An 18,263-nucleotide genomic window follows, 5' to 3' on the forward strand; every position below is an offset into this window, starting at 1 on the left:
CGCCCGAACTCATGCGTCCGGCGGCACGGCTTACGCGGCCTGCTTACGGAGACGCGAGCTGACATGGCCGCATCCGTCCTCGTCGTCGGCGGCGCCGGCTACATTGGCTCCCACATGGTCGCGGAGCTCCTTGCGCGCGGCTGCCGCGTGACCACCTTCGACAATCTCAGCACGGGGCATCGCGATGCCGTGCTGGGAGGAGAATTCATCCAGGGCGATCTCGCCGACCGTGCGGGCCTCGATGCACTGTTCCAGAGCCGCCGCTTCGACGCGGTGATGCATTTCGCGTCCTTCATCCAGGTGGGTGAGTCGGTGCGTGAGCCGGCGAAGTATTACGCCAACAATGTCACCAACACGCTCAATCTCCTGGATGCGATGGTGGCCCACGGCGTGGGACGCTTCATCTTCTCCTCCAGTGCGGCGGTGTATGGCAATCCGCTTGCCGTGCCCATCGCCGAGGACCATCCGCGTCAGCCCATCAACCCCTATGGCCGCACCAAGGTCATGGTGGAAGACATCCTCGCCGATTACGACCGGGCCTACGGGCTGAAATCCGTTTGTCTGCGCTATTTCAACGCCGCCGGCGCCGATCCCGCCGGGCGGCTCGGCGAGCGCCACGAGCCGGAAACCCATCTCATTCCCCTGGTGCTGCGCGCCGCGGCGGGCCGCCTGCCGTATGTATCGGTGTTCGGCCGGGACTACGACACGCCGGATGGCACCTGCATCCGGGATTACGTCCACGTGGCCGATCTCGCCGCGGCCCACTGGCTCGCCCTGGAATACCTCCTTGCCGGCGGGACCTCCACGGCCTTCAATCTGGGCAACGGCGCGGGCTTTTCGGTGGCGGAGGTGATCGCCACCGCCGAGCGTGTCACGGGGCGCGCGATCCCGGTGCAGGACGCACCGCGCCGGCCAGGCGATCCGCCGCGCCTGGTGGCGGATGCCACGCGGGCGCGCGAGGTGCTCGGCTGGCGCCCGCGCCACGAAGCCCTCGCCACCCTCATCGCCCACGCCTGGCAGTGGGAATGCCGCGCGCCATGAGCGCGCCAGGACGCCGGCCGCCCCTTGCCCTGCTGCTTTACACCGCCCTGCTGGTGTACGGCAGCCTCTACCCCCTGCAGGGCTGGCAGGTGCCCGGGCCCGCCGCCTGGGACTTTCTCTTGGCGCCCCCGCCGCCGGTGATCACCCGCACCGATCTCGCCACCAACGTGCTCGTCTATGTGCCCCTGGGCTGGCTGCTCGCACGTTTCCTGAGCGCCTCCCGCCGCCTGCGCGCGGCCCTGCCCCTGGTTGGCGTGCTCGCGGCCCTGTTTTCCACGGCCATGGAAACCGGCCAGTTGTTCGTCCCGGGGCGGATCGCTTCCAATCTGGACATCGTGGCCAATACTGCGGGCGCGCTCCTGGGCGGGGTGCTCTTTGGGCTGGCACGCCTGCACCGCGCGCCCGGACGGCTGCTTATCATTCTGCGCCAGCGTCTCATCGCCCCCGGCCGGCTGCCGGAGGTCGGCCTGCTCCTGCTCGCCCTGTGGCTGCTCACCCAGCTTTCCCTGGAGCCGCCGTCCCTGCTTGCGGGGCACCTGCAGCGCGGCTTCGTGCCCTTCTGGGAGGCCGGCGCCAGCCTGGACCGGCTGGAGCCTTTGCTGGCCGCCCTCTACGCCGGCGAGCTGGTGGTCCTGGGGCTTCTGGCCGCTTCGGTGTTGCGGCAGCCGCTGCCGCCGGCGGCGATGACGGCCGCCGCGACCCTGTTCCTGCTGCTGGGCAAGTTCGCCGCGGCGGCGGTGCTGGTGAAGTGGACGGTGATGGGGCGACTGCTGTCACTGGAACTCCTGGGCGGGCTTGCAGCCGGCGCGCTGTCCCTCACCCGGCTGCTTCGGGTCTGGCCCCAGCGGCGGGCGCGGTTTTCGGCGGTGGCCGTCGCCCTCGGCCTGGGCCTGGCCCTGGCATTCCTGCTCTGGCCGGAGGTGGCGGTGCCCTCGGCGCGCCTGCTCAACGTCACCGGGCTGGCCGCGGCCGCGGCGCTGGCGTGGCCGTGGCTCGCGGCCGCCTATCTGACGCTCGCCCGGATAGCACCGCCGTCACCCCGGCCGTAACGGCGACGGTCAATCCCCAGGCAAGCAGGAAGCGCAGGGCAAGCGCCCCGGGACCGGCGTAGTGCGCGCGGTCGGCCGAGAGCAGAAACTGCAGCGCGGAAAACACCTGCCCGTATTTCACCAGGGTGGGCTCCAGCCCCAGGGCGAGCAGGCCCCAGGCCAGGGGGGCGCTTCCCGCCACCATCCAGGGCAGCCAGCGGACACGGTGCCCGCCAAGCCAGGCGGCCAGACCATAGCCCGCCAGCGCGGTCACGAAGCCCGCCAGCCATACCCACAGGAAGGCATCCCAGCGCGCCGAATGGGCAAGGAGCTCCGTCAGGTTGTCCGTGTTGGCGGCCAGCACCACCACCGCATAGGACACGGCAAGGAGCGGCACGGCCAGGGCCGCGGCCAGCCACTGCGCGGGCCGCGCCGCACCCAGGGCCAGGCAGGCGGCCGGCAAGGCCGCCGCCGAAACGGCGGCGAACAGGCCCAGGAAGCGTGCCGCGATTTCCCATTCCCCGGGCCAGTTCAGGGTGGGGCTGCCCACCACGTCGTGAAAACTCTCCAGGGGAACGGCGAGCCGCAGCAGCACGAAGGCAATGAGCCCGTGCAGCAGGGGCGCGGCCGCCAGCCGGCGCAAATGACAGGTGTGAGCGCATGCTTTCGCCAGCCAGGCCGGAAATCCGACGATCCACACCAAGGCCAGCGCCAGCCCCAGGGCAGACAGGACGGGATGGGCGCCCCCCAGCAGCTCCCGCACGTTGTAGGGCACGAAGGGCAGCCGGGCGAGCAGGAGGAACCCGACGGCGAGCGCCGCCACCAGCAGCAGCGGGCGCAGGGGCTGACGCAAGGCAGGGCGTTGCCGGGCGGCCGACGGTTCCGGCCGGGGCTGGCTCACCGAAACGTCGCCGGCGAGCCACCCGGCAAGCCACACCCCTGCCGCCGCGCCAAGGCTTTCGATGATCCAGTCCGTGACATCGGCGTTCTTGCCCGGCAGGAAGAGCTGGCCTGCCTCCACGGCCGCGGCGGCACACGCCCCCAGGACCAGGGCTGCCGGTGGGCTGAAGCCCGCGCGCACGGCCAGCCAACCCACCGGCAGGAAGAAGAGCAGCTTGTGGAGCACCTCCGTGGCGGCGCGGTACTCGGTCCCGAAGTAATAAGCGGTGAAGGGCACACGGGCGAGGCCTGCGACCCGCCGGGAAAGAAACGCGCCATCGGCGCGGAAGTCGAAGGGATACCAGAACACCAGCGCCAGCACCACCACCCACAGGGCGAGCAGGCCGGCCGCGGTCAGGGGCCGCAGGGTCCAGCCGGACCGGCGCGCCAGACCCGCCCCCAGCAGGCCTCCCAGGGCAGCGGTGAACACGTCGGTCACGTCCGTCACCCGGCTGAACACCCAAAGCTGCAGGAACTCGAGCAGCGCGGCGGCCAGCACCGTGTTGGCCACCGTCCGCAGGAAGCCAGCGCCTGCGCGGCGCCACAGCCAGGCCGCGGGGATCCACACCGCCACATCCGCCAGCAGCTGGTAGAACGCCTCCACCGGATCCCGGGGCAGGCCGGCGAAGGGCACCAGCACCACCCGCCCCTCGCGGAACTTGTGATAGACCTCCACCGGACTGATGGTGAGATCCAGGGGCAGCACGTTGTAGAGGAACAGGCCGGCAAGCCACAGGGCGAGCAGGCGCTCCTGGCGCGCCAGGGGACCGTGCGCCTCGCGCCAGCTCTGCACCCAGCCCATGAGGCGCGGGCCCGTCATCCACCAGAGCGCCACCCCCGCCAGCGCGCCCAGGGTCTCCGCCAGCACATCGTTCAGGGAAACGGTGCGCGGCGGGAAGAACAGCTGGGTGAACTCGAGCGCGAGAGAAAACAGCACCGCCCCCGCCAGCACCGTCAGGGAAGCCGCGAGCCGCCAGCCCCAATGCCAGCGATGCCACAGCACCCCCAGCCAGAGGAAGGCCAGGGGAAGGAACAGCAGGATGTTGGCCACCCAGTCGGCCCGCGACCCGATGCCCAACTGCAGGTAGGGGATGGCCCGGAAGCGCGCCAGCGCCTCCTCCGGCGGCAGGGGCCGGAAGTCCAGCGGCACCAGGCTGCCGTAGATGACGAAGGCGCTGTAGGCCAGCGCGGCCCAGAACAGCAGGCGGCGGGGGGCAGGGCTCATGGGTGCGGATCCGGAACCCTTACCTTAGCAGCTCATTGCCCATTTCCGCCGGTGGCGTGCACGCCACAAAACGCTCCAGGAGCAAAGCGGGGTCGGCCGCCGGGTCGAAGCCGGCCGCCTCCGGCGGGCCCGTCACGTTCGGCCCGTGCACGCCCGCCACCGGCTCGCGGGCGTGGATGAGGTTGTGCATCACCCGCTGCACATGGGCCTCGGAGCCCGGCCCAAGGCGCAGACTCACCCCCGTGCCCGCCGCCAGCACCACGTTGCGGGTGATGGTCACCTCCCGCGGAATATCGTTGTGGGGCTGGATGCGAATGGCATCGCCGTGGGGCGCCAGGAAGACATTGCACTCGAGCACGATGTTGCCCTCCCCCTGGAACAGGGCTTCGCCGGGCATGGGGTTGCCGTGGAACACGTTGTGGTGCACGAGATAGCGGTCCTGGGCCCCGGGTCCCGTCCTCGGGAAATGTCCCAGAAGCACGCTGGGCCGGGACAGGCTGTCGGCACGGGGCGGCGCGAGCTTCACGAAACGGTTGTGGCGGATCACGGTGACGGCGGCGAACAGGGGCTCCACGAGAAACACCCCCTTCAGCCCGTGGTGCTCCAACACCGTTATCTGGTAGTCGATACCGTATTCCCCCGTAGCCGTGCGGCCGTAGACGTAGCCGCTCAATTCCGCTTCCAGGCGACGGCCGCTAGCGGGAAGGGGCTTCACCGGCCAGCCGGACACGGCCGGCTAGAGTTCGGTGTCGACGGTCAGGAGAACCCGCAGCATGATGGAAACATGAGTTTGTGTGTATCCACGGCTAGCGCAGCGCACAGCCGACGGCGGCACGGAAAATGTTATGATTTTCATTCTACTCGATCTGCGCGGCGACCAAGCGTAAATGCCCTATTTTCCAGCTAACGGCCACGACCCAAAGGGTCACATTTGCTGAACGAAGGAACAAACTTGGCCCAGGCACAATTAAGCGACAAGATGCGCGAAGGCGCGCTCTGGGCTTACATGCAAACCGCCGGGATCACCGGCCTGCAGTTTTTGTCGGGCATCGTGCTGGCGCGAATCTTGGATCCGGTCGACTTTGGCGTATTCATTGCGGCCACCGCCTATACCGCAATCTTTAGCAGCCAAGTGACCTTCGGCATTCCCTCCGCCCTGCTCCAGACCAAGGAAATATCCGACGCGCAGGTGCATTCGTCGTTCTGGATGATGGAGGCGATCGCGCTGCTATGCACTCTGTTCGCGGTGGGACTTTCGCTGCTACTCACCGACACTTACGGCGACCCCCGTTATGGCAGCGTGATGCAGCTCATGTGCGTGACGTTCTTCTTCCTGCCGTTCGTGAATATCACCACCACGCTGCTGCGCCGCGAAATGGACTTCAAGGCCATCAGCAAGATCCGGATTCACGCCACCTTGCTGACTATGCCGGTGGGTATCCTGTTTGCGCTGTTCGGTTTCGGGCCCTACAGCCTGGCAGTATCGGGTATCACATCTATCGCCGTGACTGCCATGTTGCAGGCCCGGCGTAAGCCCTGGCTTCCACGCCCGCAGTTCCAAGCCTCCGCCATGCGTGATTTGTTCGGCTATGCCTGGCGAACCAACGTGAACAACAGCCTCGACACCTTCGGAGAGCGGGTCGACAACATGATGATCGGCGCCATGATGAGCCCCTACGCCTTGGGCATCTACAACCGCAGCTATTCCTTGGCCCGGCTCCCGGTCGAGCAGCTGGGGCTAAGCCTGCAGCCGCTGCTGTTCGGCGGCCTCGCCCGCATCCAGGACGATCTCGCTTACACGCGCTCTATGTACCAGAAGGCAGTCGGCACCCTGAGCCTGGGGGTGTTTCCCCTCATCCTGCTGTTCATCTTCATCGCCCATAGCTTCATCGCCAACGTTTACGGCGAGAAATGGCTGGAAGCTGCTTTACCCCTCCAGATCATGGCCTGCGGCGCCTTCGCTTTCCTGCTCTCTATCACGCTGCGCGCCCTGATCGCGGCGCAGAACCTTGTCAGCCGCGAAATGCCGCTGCAGGTGGCGCGGATGCTGATAACCGTCGTGGTCGTCGCCATTGCCGCACCTGGCGGGCTGACAGCGGTCGCCGTCGGTATCACGATGCGCGAGTTCTTTTTCCTTGCGCTGCTTCAGCGCACGGTCAGCAGCGCCGGCCTCGGGCTTACCGCACGCACGATGTTCTACGCAATCGCTCCGACCGTTCTCGGCTGCTTGGTGGGCGCCGCGGCGGGTGCCGGTGCGCACGCACTGCTGCTCGCGGGCACGCCCCCGACCTCGGTCCTATACTTGTTTGTAATGAGCGCCTGCGTGCTCGGCGGATATGCGCTGGCGATTCTCATCATGGGTCGTAGCTGGCGCTCGCATGCGCCCCTACAGGCGGCACTGGGAGTCGTCACCGACTGGGCGAGGCGGCTGCCGCAAGGAGAGGCAATTGCCCGATTGATTCGCCCTTCCGTGGAGGAAAACAAATAATGCTGAATCGGCTCACAGCAAATATCTCGAACAAGCCGGTGCGCGGCGGGACCATTGTCGCGCTGCTCATTGCTGGCGCGTTCACCGTCCTGCTGCTGCTTCGCTCGGTGCTGGAGTACTCGCAGCCCGGCCCGCCGATCCGTCAGGAGATCATTTATTCCTACATCGGCTACATCGCCTACGCCATGGGGCGCCTCGCGTTCTGGGTGTTTGTGCTTTCCGCCGCAATGGCCGGGATCGGCGTGCTGGTCTATGGCAGCATCGCGTCGCTGATGCAGTGGCGCTTCCGCTGGTACTGGGCGGCGATCTCCGGCGTGGCCGGTCTCGGCGCGCTGACGGCCTACGCCTTCCTGTACCAGCTCCTCTACGTGCCGAGTAGCATCGCCGCCTCCTTTAACTACCGCATCAGCCGCCTCTATCCGGTTTGGGAGCAGCTTTCTCCCGAACGGTTGACCGTCCTGGGTTGGGCATTGGCCATTCTCATTGTCGCGCCCGGCGCCCTGTGCGCCCTGCGGCTCGCGCTGCGGGGCAGCTTGGGCCGCGCGGGCGGTGTGGCTCTGACTCTAGCAGGCGCGTCGGCCCTCGTGGCTTTCGCCACCGAGCAGTCCGACGCAACGCCCCGGCCCGGACTGGGCTCGAACGATCCGAAGCGGCCCAACATTCTGATGATCGGCTCCGACAGTCTGCGCGCCGATCGTCTCGGTGTCCTCGGCTATTGGCGCAATCTCACGCCCAACGTCGACCGGCTCGCGCGCGAGGGCACGGTGTTCGCCCAATGCTACGTACCCATCGCACGCACCGGACCCAGCCTGGCGTCCATGCTTACCGGCGTGTGGCCGCACACTCACGGCTTCCGCGACAACTTCATCTCGGACGAGGCGAAGGTGTTGCACGTGGCAACGCTGCCCAAGGCCCTGCACGAGGCAGGATACATCACCGGCGCGGTGGGCGACTGGGCGGCCAGCGATTTGGGCAAGATCACCTTCGGCTTCGACCGGCTCGATGTGCCCGCCGACCAGTGGAATGCCAAGTTTCTCATCAAGCAGGGGCCCAAGGACATGCGCCTGTTCCTGGTATTGTTCACCCACAACCGCTTCGGCAAAGCGGTCCTGCCTGAGCTCTACTATCTGGCTGGCGTTCCCCTCACCTCCGAAAAAGGACGCGACGGGCGTCGGCTCCTGGAGCGAATGGCGGTCTCGGGCAAGCCGTTCTTCCTCAACATATTCCTAGCCAGCACCCACGGGCCTTTCGGCTCAGCTTGGCCGTACTACCACATGTTCTCCAATCCTGACTATCGGGGAGATTCCTTGTTCTCGCTGACCCGTTCGAGCAGCGCAGAAGAAGTCGTGGCGCAGCAGGGAAAGAGCGAACGTGATTTTGACGTGCAGCAGATGATCGACCTGTACGACGGTGCCACCAAGAGCTTCGATGACGAGGTTGGGCGCTTCATAGAATTCCTGAAAGCCAGCGGGCTGAGCAGGAACACGATCGTTATCGTCTACAGTGATCACGGCTTCGATCTGTTCGAACAAAAAACCTGGGGGCAAGGTAACGTGCTGTCGGATGAAGCCCATCGGATCCCGCTGGTGATCTACGATCCGCGAACGCCAGGTGGCGGCCGGGTAGTTACGCAGGTGGTGCGTTCGGTAGACCTGATGCCGACCGTGCTCGACCTGCTGGATCGCCCCATTCCGGCGACGGTCGAGGGCGAATCCTTCGCGCGCGTGATCAAAGACCCCAAGGCCACCATCGCCAGCCGCCCAGCCTTCGCCGAAACCGGCATGTGGATTTCGCCCAACGTGCCAGGGTTGCCGAAGGACCGCATACGCTACCCATCCATCCTCGAAGCCCTCGAAGTACCGCACGCCGAGACAGGCACCTTGGCCATCAAGCCGCCTATCGAGAACGAAATCATCCGCGCCAAGTCGCGCATGATCCGGACCGACCGATGGAAGCTGATCTATTTTCCGCTCAAGGAGGGCGCCTCTTACCAGCTTTATGACATGGAGAACGATCCAGGCATGCGCACCGATGTCAGTGCAAAACATCCGGCGGTCACAGCAGAGCTAAAGCAGCAGCTCGTCGCCTGGCTGAAAAAGGATCCGTCGCGTGTATGGAAGAACGACCATCTCGTCCCGAATAACGCGTCCCTTGCGCCGGCGAAACCCTGACGTCATGACCACGCTGACCCTACTCAACCGCGCGACCCTCGTGTTCGCCTCTTTCTACCTGCGGCGCGCGCCGACCCAGTTCGGCCGCTGGCGTCTCATCAACCATTGCCTGCCACTGCTTCGGCAGCATGGCGCCGGCCTTGGGGCACGCGTGGTCAAGACGCGCTACGGCTTCAAATTCCACGCAGATCTCGCCGACTGGCTGGGGCAGTACGTTTACCTTACCGGCGCCTACGAGCCACCAACCGCGCGGGTGATCGCAAATCTACTGCAGGAGGCCGACGCCATGCTCGACATCGGCGCGAACGCGGGCTTTTTCAGCCTCCTTGCCGCAAGCCGGGTCGGCCGCAACGGCCGCGTCTATTCCTTTGAGCCGGTGCCGACAGTGCGTCGGCGGCTGGCAGCTAACGTCGCCTTGAATTGCTTCGACAGCATTGTCATCTCCGAGGTAGCGCTCTCGGATCAACCCGGTCAGGTTGACATGTATGAAGGTCCTGAAGGGCACAAAGGTTTGTCCAGCCTGCGACCGCTCGAGCATGCGGCGCAGAAGATCACGGTCCGCGTCGAGCGCCTTGATGATCGACTGAATGAACTGCCGCGCATCCGCCTGGCCAAGATCGACGTAGAAGGCGCGGAGCAGAATGTGCTGCTAGGCATGAGTAGCCTGCTGGAACGCGACAAGCCGGACATCGTTCTCGAAATCACCGATTCCTATCTGCAGCAATTTGGCCACAGCGCGGACGAATTGCTAAGCTGGCTCACCGCGCGTGGCTACCGCGCCTACCGCATCGACGAGCAGGGGCTGCTTCCGCTTTCCGGGCCCGTACCGTCGAGTTGGCCAGATCAGTTCAACGCCCTTTTCACGACCGCATCCCGGCTTCCGAGGCGCCTGCAGGAAATGGTTTATGGCCATTAAGCGTGCAGGCAACTGCCTTCTCATCAACAACAGCCCGCAGCCCGGGCGTGAGCATCTCGCCAAGCTGGGCGGAGGCGGCATGAGCCTGCTGGGGTTGCTGTCCAGGCTGCCGGAATTCGGTTGGCAGCCCCATGTGGTGGTGCCGGGTGAGGGCCAGTTCACGGAACATGCCCGTGCCCTGGGCTTTCCCGTCGAGGTGTATCCCTTTCAGCCCCTGAGCGCCGGCCAGCCCCTGGCCTCCGCCATGGGCACCCTTCACTGGTTGCGTCTGTTTCGGCGGGTGCGGCCGGCCATCATCCATGCCAACGGCTTCGATCTGAGCCGGTCCTTCGCGCTCGCAGCGGGGTTTGCCGGGATCCCCTACGTGACCCACGTGCGTTTTCCCGTGGACGCGGCGGGGGCGCGCTGGACGTTGCGGGGCCTGCCCAAACCGGCGGCATTCATTTTCAACAGTCACGCAATGCATGACATGCTGTGGCCTATGCTACAGCCGATCACACCCCGCAGCCGCGCGTACGTCGTGCACAACGCCGTGGAGCTGGAGCGCTTTACGGAATCCCCGGCACCGCAAGCGCCTGTTTTCCGAATAGGCATGATCGCCAATTTCGCGCCAATCAAACGGCACGAAGATTTTTTCCACATCGCGGCAGAAATGCTTAAGGAGCGTGTTGACCTTGAATTCTGGGTCATCGGCGAAGATACCGAAGGAACGGGCAGGCGCGCTGATCTCAAGGGCCTGGTCCGGACGTTGGGAATCGAAGGACACGTGCAGTTTCTGGGTCACCGCGGGGATATCCCCGACCTTCTGCGCCAACTCCATCTCCTGATCATTCCGTCCAAATTCGAATCTTTTGGGCGGGTGGCAATTGAGGCTATGGCATGTGGACGTCCAGTTGTCGCAAGTAACGTTGGGGGTATTCCCGAGATCATCGAAGATGGGCAGACGGGGTTCTTGCGGCAAGTCGGCGATGTGCGCGGTTTCGCTGAGGCCGCGCTGATGCTGCTCTCCGACCGGGGCCTTTGGGAGCGTATGAGCCGGGCGGCGGCTCAGGCCGTTCGGGAGCGGTTTTCCCTGGCGGTTCACACGCAGGCCATAACGTCCATCTACCGTGAGTTGCTGGAAGGGCGGTAATACTTAGGGTCGGGACAAAAGCGGCAGTAGGGCCTGTCGGGATCAGTCGTGGTGGCCTTGGGTTCAGGCTCGACACTCTGGGTAGAGGCTGCAGGGGCTGGTTCGGGTGCTTTGCCCCCGCTGTCCGGCAGGGCGGGACTGCCGGACGCGGCCACCGGTTCCGGATAGGAAAGCTTTCCACCCAACGTGGTGTAACGGTTCTTCAGGGCGCGGTGGCTGGGATTCCAGCGCAGGCCCTTGGTGGCCACCTTATCAGGCCGTTGAGAAACCCCGCTTATCTTAGCGGGTCGGTTAAATGGGCTCACTGACAATCCGGACACACTGACCCCGATGTGAGACAGGATGCTTAATCAGGGCGCGATTTTCTTCTACGTGTGTCGCGATGACCGGTTTCCGAAAAATCACCCGCTGCGCAAGCTGCGTGTTCTGGTCGTTGCGGTGCTGGAGTCGATGGACCAGGAATTCGAGACGGTCTACGCCGAGACGCGTCGACGGTCGGTGCCGTCGGAGCGGTTGTTGAACGCGATGCTGCTGCAGATCCTCTTCACCAGTCTTTCTGAACGCCTCCTAGTCGAGCTCATAAGGGGCACCCTCTCGTATCGCTAACCCGCGGCGCTTTCCAGCGATGATCCCGCATGGGCCCCTCCAACTTCAGCGCCAAACGGAAGCGTCTGTTCAACGAGGGACTGGCCCGAGTGTTCTTCAAGCGGGTCAAGGTGTTGCCCGCTGGCAACGGTTGACGTCCAGTGAGCCCTTCAGCGTGGATGACACCGTAGCCGACTCCTGGGCGTCGCACAAATGCTTTCGCCCCAGGGACAATGATCGCCCGAGTCCGCTGGGGCGAAACCCCGAAGTAGATTTCAGGGGCCAGCCACAGGTCCATAACAGGCACGCCTCAATTCGGCATCCCAACCCCGGCTGTGCGACAGGAGCCACGTGCTGATCGAGAACCGCAACGGCTTGGTGGTAGACTGAGCCGCCACCGAACCGAACGGTCCAGCGTAACGCCAGGTTGTGCTCAAGCTTCTGGCCAGGAACGCCAAGCGGAGCACGCCCTGGCCCCGCACCTGTGCCGACGCGCTCCGGGATTACCCCAAATGACACTGTCGGACCGGACGCACCTGCAGTGCCGGTGGCGACGCCTTGTACGCGCTAAGTCTGCTGATCGCGGGTATGTGGAGCAAAAACTCTATGTGCGCCAGCTCACTTTCCGGTGGTCGCCCGCTTATTCATCAGGACAGAATCGGCAATAAGGGCCCTTCGTGCTGGACGGGACCGGCACCCTCGGCGTGGTCCCCGAAGCATCCTCCGCTTCCGAAGGCGCGGCCCTTTCCGCGGCGCTGGGTGGCGACGGCATCTCCTGCGCGGAATCGGTCATCAAACGCGGTGCCGCTTCAGTCGGCGACGGTTGCTCCGGGCGCGCCTCTTCAGTTTTCGCCAGCGGCTTTGGGTAAGGCAGCTTCCCGCCCAGGTAGGTGTACCGGCGTTGCAGCAGCTTACTGTCCGGGCTGTACCGCAAGCCTTCGGTCACAGCTGCCAGCGCCTCCTCCCGTTGCTTGCGGTCGGCCAGAAAGTCCGCATATCCAGCCCAGCCAAGCGCATAGCCGGGCCGGGATTGGGTCACGCGCGCAAAGGCCCGTGCGGCCTCGACGTCCTTGCCCAGCAATGCCAAGGTCTTCGCCTTCTGCACCAATACTTCAGGCAGGATGTAGGAATCGGGTTGCGCGCGTTCGATAACGTAGTCAAAGTCGGTAATCGCCTTACTGAGCAGGCTTGCGCGGCGCGCACCCATGTGCCGAAAGGATTGGTTAACGTAATTCAGCGCCCAGCAATAGTGATGGATACGCGTGAAGTCTGCGCCAAGCACCGACTGCCATTTGTTGAATTCCGCCTTGTCGAAGCCGCCGCCGCCGACCAAACTGCCCAGCTTTGGCTTGCAGTAAGGCGGAAGCATTGCCATATCGGCGGCAGATATCCTAGGGTTCGTTGCGTACGCTGGCGCCAGAGACAGGACGCTAGCTCCAGTAAGCAATGCGGTTACAAATTTGTTCGTATTCATCCACCGATCACATTATCTTATACGGACACAGAATCACCTGCCTGCGGCTGGATATTGCCGGCAAACCGCACGGTCTTCCACCAATTGCGCAGACGACGCATGGCAGGATACTCATGTACCTACTAATCAGGTACGCAACCGCCAACGACGAACACACTGCTGCGAGTATAGCTAACCCGGGCACCGCACCACACGATTCAATCTTTCGGATAACGGTATGACAAGCGTGGCTTTTTAGAGCAATTGCGTCTTCCGAGCCACCGCATGCCAGCTGAATTCGCAGTGCGCGCGCTGCATGGCTTTTTTGGCAATGCTTCCCGCGCCAGCTGCATCATTGAGCAGGGTGACTAGGCCGCTAGTCACAGATTCCAGTTGTTCGCCCCGCACGCGAAGGCCCGTCACCCCCTCCACCACCGCGGCCCCGGTCCCCCCCGCCGTGCCTGCCAGCGCCGGCTTGCCGCAGGCCGCCGCCTCGATGAATACCATGCCAAACCCCTCCGTGTCGCCGTCGATCTCGCGGTTGGGCATGGCAAAGACATCGCAGGCATTGTACCAACGGGGCAGATCGTCCGGTGGCACGTGCCCAAGCATGTGCACCCGGTCGGCCACGCCCAGTTCCCGCGCCAGATTCGACAAATAGTCCCAGTCCTCGCCGATGCCGATCAGGGCATAACGCACTTTTAGGCCCTGGCGCAGGAGTTCCGGCAGGCTTCTGATCACCATGTCGAAACCCTTGCGGCGGGACAGCCGGCCCACGGACAGAATGAGTTTTTCGTCGGGAGCCAGGCCGATGCTTGCCTTGAGGTCGTCGCAGGGCAGCCCCGGGCGGAAGCGCTCGGTATCCACGCCCGGGTAAATGAGCACGATGCGCTCCGGCGCCACACCCAGCCTGAGGAGCTCATCACGGGTGAATTCGCTGTTGGCGATCACACGGTCCGCATGGCGGTAGACGAAGCGCATGACCCGGAATTTGGCGGGCTGGCGCCAGGTGGTGATCTCCTCGCCGTGGGCATAGATGACTGCGGGAATGCGGGCGATGCGCGCCACCAGCCAGGCCACCAGGCCTTCCGGCAACACGCGGCCGGCGTGGACGGCCTGAAAACGATGACGCAGGGCGAGCCCCAGGCTCTTGAAGAAAAGCTTTCCATACATGGCCAGCGACTCGGGCTTGAGCCACCAGTGGCGTCGCAGGGAGAGCCGGTGCACGGTGTTGGGGTGGGCCGCGTCGTGTTCGGCGGCGCCCGGCACGTCCGCCGTCACCACGTGGATTTCCTTACCGCCGAGGCGGCGGTACACCTCGTCGAACCAGACGGCGGTGCCGCCCTTGGTGGGCAGGTAGAGTTCGGTGATCACGAGCAGCTGCACGCCTGGGTTCTCCGTGGTAATCATCCCGCGTCGGCCTGGCGCAGCAGGTCGAGCAACGGTCGCAGGGGAATGGCTTCGACGCCTTCCCCAAGAGAATACTGCTCGCCGCCGGGATAGACGATAAAGGCACGATCCGGCTTCAGGTCCTGACACGCGTTGTGGAATCCGCGCTCGACCCTGGGCGCCAGGCTGCGCTTGACTTCCACCACCCAGCGGCGGTCAGGCCATTGCAGCACCAGATCGACTTCCGCGCCGGCCGCAGTGCGATAGAAATGCGCCGCCGCATTCGGTCCCGCAGCCGTCACCACATTCTCCACGACGAAGCCCTCCCAGCTGGCGCCCACGACGGGGTGCCCCAGCAGCGTCTCCTCGTCCCGGATGCCAAGCAGCGCGTGCAGGATCCCGCTGTCCCGCACATAGAGTTTCGGCGATTTGGTGAGCCGCTTGCCGACGGTGCCGTGCCAGGGCGGCAGCCGCCGCAGGAGAAACAGCTCGGTCAGCAGGTCGAGGTAACGGTTCACGGTGCGCACGTCGATGCCCAGACTGCGGGCCAGCAGGGCGGCATTGAGCAAGCCGCCCTGCGCGCCGGGCCCGGTCGATGAGGCCGCGCAACACCGGAAACAGGCCGGGGGCACGGTGGACCTCGTCCAGCACCACCAGCCGGTCGAGACGCTCGCCGAGATAGAGCTCGGCAGCGGCGAGCTTGGCGCGATCCTGCTCGGACTCGAGATCCAGGTAGACCCCTCCCAGCCGGCCCGCGACGTCCAAGGCGAGGGTGGTCTTGCCGGCCTGGCGCGGGCCCAGCAGCGCCACCGCCGGATATTCGGCCAAATCCTGCAGCAGCGGTTCGAAGAGTTGCCGCTTTATCATCCTTGCAATTCTGTCGTCATGATGCGTTTTTTACAAGGATATGATTGGCCGCTTGGACAGGCATTCCGCGGCCGGCGCGAGCCTTGGAGCAGGGTCGGCGGCCGGCCCCTCATCCGCGCACCATGGAAAGCACATCCCGCAGGCCCTGGGGAAACCGCCACAGGTTGGGCAGCACCACGCGCGCGGCCGCCCAGCGCCGGCCGCTCCGCACCAGGGCATACCCCAGATCGAGCCGCCCCTGCCGCAGACGGGCTCGCACGCCGCGGCGCACCCCCTCGGGATAGGCGGCGGACTCCCGGTACATGGCCTCCAGGGTGTGCACGTTGTCCTGCTGCGCCCGCAACGGATCGCGGCGGGTGGCGCTTCCTTCGTGGATGACATAGGCTGCCATGGGCCGGCACACCACGCCCACGCGCGCGCTCGCCGCGCACAGCCGCACCAGGAAAAACACGTCCTCGCACACCCGGTAGCCGGTGGGGTAGCCGCCCAGGCGCAGGAAGGTGGCCCGCGGCACCGAGAGCGTATGGGTGTCGCCGAAATGGTCGGCGACGAAGGCCTCGAATTCCTGCGCCTCCATGACCACCCGCGGCGCGCCCTGCGCCTTGCTCAGCATTGCCTTGCCCGATTCATGCTGGTCCATGGAGCGGGACAGGATGCGCCCCACGCCGTTCACGTAGTGGTAATCGCCGGTGAGGAAATCGAGAGACTCCCCTTCGGCGATCCACTCCCCGTGCCAGCGCAGCCGGTCCGGGTAATACCAGTCGTCGGCATCGAGGAAGGCCAGCCAATCCCCCGTGGCCACCTGTGCGCCATGGTTGCGCGCCGCCGACACGCCGCGGTTGTCCTGGCGCAGATAACGGATGCGGTCGCCATAGCGGCGGGCAATTTCCGGCGTCCCATCGGTGGAGCCGTCGTCCACCACGATGATCTCGTGGGCCGGCCAAGTCTGGGCGAGGACGGAGTCGATGGCCCGGGCCAGAAATGCGGCACCATTGAACACCGGAATGACAACCGAGAACCGCGGGGTGCTCATGGGGCGGCGAGCCTTGCCCAACATTGCGCCGGCGCCGGCGCACGCACCCACGCGGGGTCGCGCCGCACCAGCACGTCGCCCAGTTCCGCGCTGGACAGGAAGCGCAGATTCGGGTGGCGCTGCAGCGCCTGCTCCAGGGCGCGCAACAGTTCCTCCCGGGCGCGGGGCGCACCTTCGCCCACGTAGTTGAAGCGATGGGTTTCCACCAGGCACGGCCGCCCGCTTTGGATTTTTCGCGCAAGCCCGGCCAGCAGCCTTTCCCGGCCATGCCCGCGGGCGGGCTCGAAATACACGTCGCGCACCAGATAGCGCACGCCGGTGGGGGATGGGACACCGTTGTACAGACCGCAGCGCTCCGCAATCAGGCGCCCCCGTGCGTCGCGCCCGCTGTAGCGACAGCCGGGCGTGATCACCCACTGCACACCGGCCCGGTGCCAGGCGGATTCCACGTCGTCGTTCCACACGAAGGTGTTGGGCACGGCCACGGGGGGCACGGCGCCGAACCATTGCGCAAGCAGGGCCGCCTCCTCTGCCACAGCCTGTTCAATGGACTCCCTGGGCAGGCTGGGCGTTGGCAGTCGCGAGCCGTCAACCCAGCGGCTCTGGAACGCATCCGGCAGGGCCTCCGTGGACGCTTCCTCCGCAAGCCATGCCGCGACGGGCGGCTCATCCCGGGCCGCAACCAGCGCCTCGGGCCAGTAGTGCTCCAGCCCGTGCCACTGGATGGCGAACACGCCCGCCTCCACCCCGGTCTGCAGGGCGGCCAGCACCGGAACCTGGGAAGGGTGGTCCAGGGTGAGCCGGCGATAATGGCCGTGCCGGCGCCAGGCGTCCCGGTCGATGATCCCCGCCACCAGGCCGATGGTCATGACGGCGGAACGCCCCGCACCGTCGCGGATGGCCGTGAGCAGCCGCACCAGGGCTTCCAGCGCCGCCGCCTGCTCGGCCACGCGGCCCGGCGCATCCGCTCCCCAGTCGTCGCTCTCAAGCACCAGCACGGGGCGGATGAAAGCGGGTTCACGCCAGGCGGCGGCGAAACGGGATCCCTTCACACGCTGTACCCCATGCGCCGGGCCACCGGCTCCACCCGCGGCATGACGCGCTCGATGCGGTCCCGGTTGCGCCCGTCCTTCCATTTGTCCAGGCGGATGGCCGAGAAGGCGTTGTAGGGTGTGTCCAGCACGTTCCGGCAGTGAGCCTCCAGCGCCGGGGTGAAACGCAGGCCGGCCTCGGTGAAGAGCCGCCGGAATTCACCGACGGGATCGCGCACCAGATCCTCGTAGAAGACCTCGGACCACTGGCCCCCAGGCACGGCATCCCTGGCATCGAGGATGGCCTGATTGATGGCCTCGTATTGGAAGGCACACACTTCCTCGATGGATGCGCGGGTATAGGCCCGCCAGCCGTCGGCCAGGAAGAAACACCAGCGCGTGTAGCGTCCGCCGTCTATGGCCACGGCAGCCGGCAGTTCGTCGGACCAGGTGGCGAACTCCTCCGGTTTGCCCCAGCCTTCGATGAGACTGTTCAAATTGTCCCCGGGGCTGCGTTTCACGAAGACGAAATGGGCATCGGGAAAGAGAGCCTGGAGATAGGGCACACACAGCCCGTTCTGGTTGTTCTTGTCCACCCAGCGCGAGCGGCCGGTCCAGGCGTAGAAGTAGCGTGTCACGAAATCCCGGTCCGCCGCCGAGGCATGGCGCGCATCCAGGGCATGGGTGTCCCAGGCGCGGTCGCGCGGGTGGTGCAGCGCCATCCAGAAGTCGTGGGTCTCCCGGTGAAGCGTGCCCAGTTCCCGGGATTCGGAAAACGTCTTGTAAACCAGCGTGGTACCGGCCCGGCTGCAGCCGATGACGATGACGGGACGCTCCGCCGGCGGGCGCAGGAGATCCCACATGAGGCCGCGCCCCGCGCGCAGGGCGGCACGCCCATGGTGGCGCAGCGTTTTATCGACTTTCAACCAGAATTCACTCAAAATCGGGTCCTTCATTCAGGGGAC

General features: G+C 65.6%; 15 protein-coding genes and 1 pseudogene. 7 read left to right on the top strand and 9 right to left on the bottom strand.

What is annotated here, in order from left to right:
• Window positions 1–63: 63 nt before the first annotated feature.
• Together galE and ACZ42P_RS08990 are read left to right on the top strand one after the other, a co-directional pair.
• A complete protein-coding gene (gene galE / locus ACZ42P_RS08985) occupies window positions 64–1,041 on the top strand; it encodes a UDP-glucose 4-epimerase GalE (RefSeq protein ID WP_464897218.1) in 978 nt (325 codons plus the stop codon).
• Complete coding sequence (locus ACZ42P_RS08990; RefSeq protein WP_464897219.1) at window positions 1,038–2,090, top strand: VanZ family protein; 1,053 nt, start codon at window positions 1,038–1,040, stop codon at window positions 2,088–2,090. Before galE ends, ACZ42P_RS08990 begins: the two co-directional genes overlap by 4 nt.
• Here ACZ42P_RS08990 and ACZ42P_RS08995 read toward each other — a convergent pair.
• A complete protein-coding gene (locus ACZ42P_RS08995) occupies window positions 1,993–4,233 on the bottom strand; it encodes a VanZ family protein (protein ID WP_464897220.1) in 2,241 nt (746 codons plus the stop codon). The genes ACZ42P_RS08990 and ACZ42P_RS08995 overlap by 98 nt on opposite strands.
• Window positions 4,234–4,252: 19 nt before the next feature.
• Window positions 4,253–4,906: a hypothetical protein gene (locus tag ACZ42P_RS09000; protein ID WP_464897221.1), complete on the bottom strand. Its 654-nt coding sequence runs from the start codon at window positions 4,904–4,906 to the stop codon at window positions 4,253–4,255.
• A gap of 279 nt (window positions 4,907–5,185) precedes the next feature.
• Between ACZ42P_RS09000 and ACZ42P_RS09005 the strand changes: the two genes are divergently transcribed.
• The 5 genes from ACZ42P_RS09005 (at window position 5,186) to ACZ42P_RS09025 (ending at window position 11,546) form a co-directional block, all read left to right on the top strand.
• On the top strand, window positions 5,186–6,721 hold the full coding sequence (locus tag ACZ42P_RS09005; protein ID WP_464897222.1) for a lipopolysaccharide biosynthesis protein: 1,536 nt from the start codon (window positions 5,186–5,188) through the stop codon (window positions 6,719–6,721).
• Window positions 6,721–8,892 carry a sulfatase-like hydrolase/transferase gene (locus ACZ42P_RS09010; RefSeq protein ID WP_464897223.1) on the top strand — a complete coding sequence of 724 codons (2,172 nt, stop codon included), beginning with the start codon at window positions 6,721–6,723 and terminating at the stop codon, window positions 8,890–8,892. Before ACZ42P_RS09005 ends, ACZ42P_RS09010 begins: the two co-directional genes overlap by 1 nt.
• Before the next feature lie 4 nt (window positions 8,893–8,896).
• Window positions 8,897–9,808 carry an FkbM family methyltransferase gene (locus tag ACZ42P_RS09015; RefSeq protein WP_464897224.1) on the top strand — a complete coding sequence of 304 codons (912 nt, stop codon included), beginning with the start codon at window positions 8,897–8,899 and terminating at the stop codon, window positions 9,806–9,808.
• Window positions 9,798–10,940: a glycosyltransferase gene (locus ACZ42P_RS09020; protein ID WP_464897225.1), complete on the top strand. Its 1,143-nt coding sequence runs from the start codon at window positions 9,798–9,800 to the stop codon at window positions 10,938–10,940. The genes ACZ42P_RS09015 and ACZ42P_RS09020 overlap by 11 nt, the downstream gene beginning before the upstream one ends.
• A 342-nt stretch (window positions 10,941–11,282) precedes the next feature.
• Window positions 11,283–11,546: a transposase gene (locus ACZ42P_RS09025; protein WP_464897226.1), complete on the top strand. Its 264-nt coding sequence runs from the start codon at window positions 11,283–11,285 to the stop codon at window positions 11,544–11,546.
• 619 nt (window positions 11,547–12,165) lie between these two features.
• Here the strand turns inward: ACZ42P_RS09025 and ACZ42P_RS09030 are convergent.
• From ACZ42P_RS09030 to ACZ42P_RS09060, 7 genes and pseudogenes are all read right to left on the bottom strand, one after another.
• Window positions 12,166–12,900: a hypothetical protein gene (locus ACZ42P_RS09030; protein WP_464897227.1), complete on the bottom strand. Its 735-nt coding sequence runs from the start codon at window positions 12,898–12,900 to the stop codon at window positions 12,166–12,168.
• Between the two features lie 333 nt (window positions 12,901–13,233).
• Window positions 13,234–14,364 (bottom strand): glycosyltransferase family 4 protein, encoded by a 1,131-nt coding sequence (locus tag ACZ42P_RS09035; RefSeq protein ID WP_464897228.1) that lies wholly within the window; start codon window positions 14,362–14,364, stop codon window positions 13,234–13,236.
• Between the two features lie 20 nt (window positions 14,365–14,384).
• Window positions 14,385–14,936, bottom strand: a complete 552-nt coding sequence (locus ACZ42P_RS09040; protein ID WP_464897229.1) for an ATP-binding protein — start codon at window positions 14,934–14,936, stop codon at window positions 14,385–14,387.
• Between the two features lie 73 nt (window positions 14,937–15,009).
• Window positions 15,010–15,234, bottom strand: a pseudogene (locus ACZ42P_RS09045) (AAA family ATPase); the annotation flags it as partial.
• 109 nt (window positions 15,235–15,343) lie between these two features.
• A complete protein-coding gene (locus tag ACZ42P_RS09050; RefSeq protein ID WP_464897230.1) occupies window positions 15,344–16,267 on the bottom strand; it encodes a glycosyltransferase family 2 protein in 924 nt (307 codons plus the stop codon).
• A complete protein-coding gene (locus ACZ42P_RS09055; RefSeq protein ID WP_464897231.1) occupies window positions 16,264–17,319 on the bottom strand; it encodes a hypothetical protein in 1,056 nt (351 codons plus the stop codon). The genes ACZ42P_RS09050 and ACZ42P_RS09055 overlap by 4 nt, the downstream gene beginning before the upstream one ends.
• Window positions 17,316–18,254, bottom strand: coding sequence for a sulfotransferase family protein (locus ACZ42P_RS09060; protein ID WP_464897232.1), 939 nt, complete (start codon window positions 18,252–18,254; stop codon window positions 17,316–17,318). The genes ACZ42P_RS09055 and ACZ42P_RS09060 overlap by 4 nt, the downstream gene beginning before the upstream one ends.
• Window positions 18,255–18,263 lie beyond the last annotated feature (9 nt).

The sequence above is a fragment of the Thiobacter subterraneus genome (genome assembly GCF_055379455.1).

What these genes read in the sequence shown, in the direction of transcription:
- galE (WP_464897218.1), top strand. Translation starts at nt 64, where the DNA reads ATGGCCGCATCCGTCCTCGTCGTCGGCGGCGCCGGCTACATTGGCTCC.
- ACZ42P_RS08990 (WP_464897219.1), top strand. Translation starts at nt 1,038, where the DNA reads ATGAGCGCGCCAGGACGCCGGCCGCCCCTTGCCCTGCTGCTTTACACC.
- ACZ42P_RS08995 (WP_464897220.1), bottom strand. Translation starts at nt 4,233, where the DNA reads ATGAGCCCTGCCCCCCGCCGCCTGCTGTTCTGGGCCGCGCTGGCCTAC.
- ACZ42P_RS09010 (WP_464897223.1), top strand. Translation starts at nt 6,721, where the DNA reads ATGCTGAATCGGCTCACAGCAAATATCTCGAACAAGCCGGTGCGCGGC.
- ACZ42P_RS09015 (WP_464897224.1), top strand. Translation starts at nt 8,897, where the DNA reads ATGACCACGCTGACCCTACTCAACCGCGCGACCCTCGTGTTCGCCTCT.
- ACZ42P_RS09020 (WP_464897225.1), top strand. Translation starts at nt 9,798, where the DNA reads ATGGCCATTAAGCGTGCAGGCAACTGCCTTCTCATCAACAACAGCCCG.
- ACZ42P_RS09025 (WP_464897226.1), top strand. Translation starts at nt 11,283, where the DNA reads ATGCTTAATCAGGGCGCGATTTTCTTCTACGTGTGTCGCGATGACCGG.
- ACZ42P_RS09030 (WP_464897227.1), bottom strand. Translation starts at nt 12,900, where the DNA reads ATGGCAATGCTTCCGCCTTACTGCAAGCCAAAGCTGGGCAGTTTGGTC.
- ACZ42P_RS09050 (WP_464897230.1), bottom strand. Translation starts at nt 16,267, where the DNA reads ATGAGCACCCCGCGGTTCTCGGTTGTCATTCCGGTGTTCAATGGTGCC.
- ACZ42P_RS09060 (WP_464897232.1), bottom strand. Translation starts at nt 18,254, where the DNA reads ATGAAGGACCCGATTTTGAGTGAATTCTGGTTGAAAGTCGATAAAACG.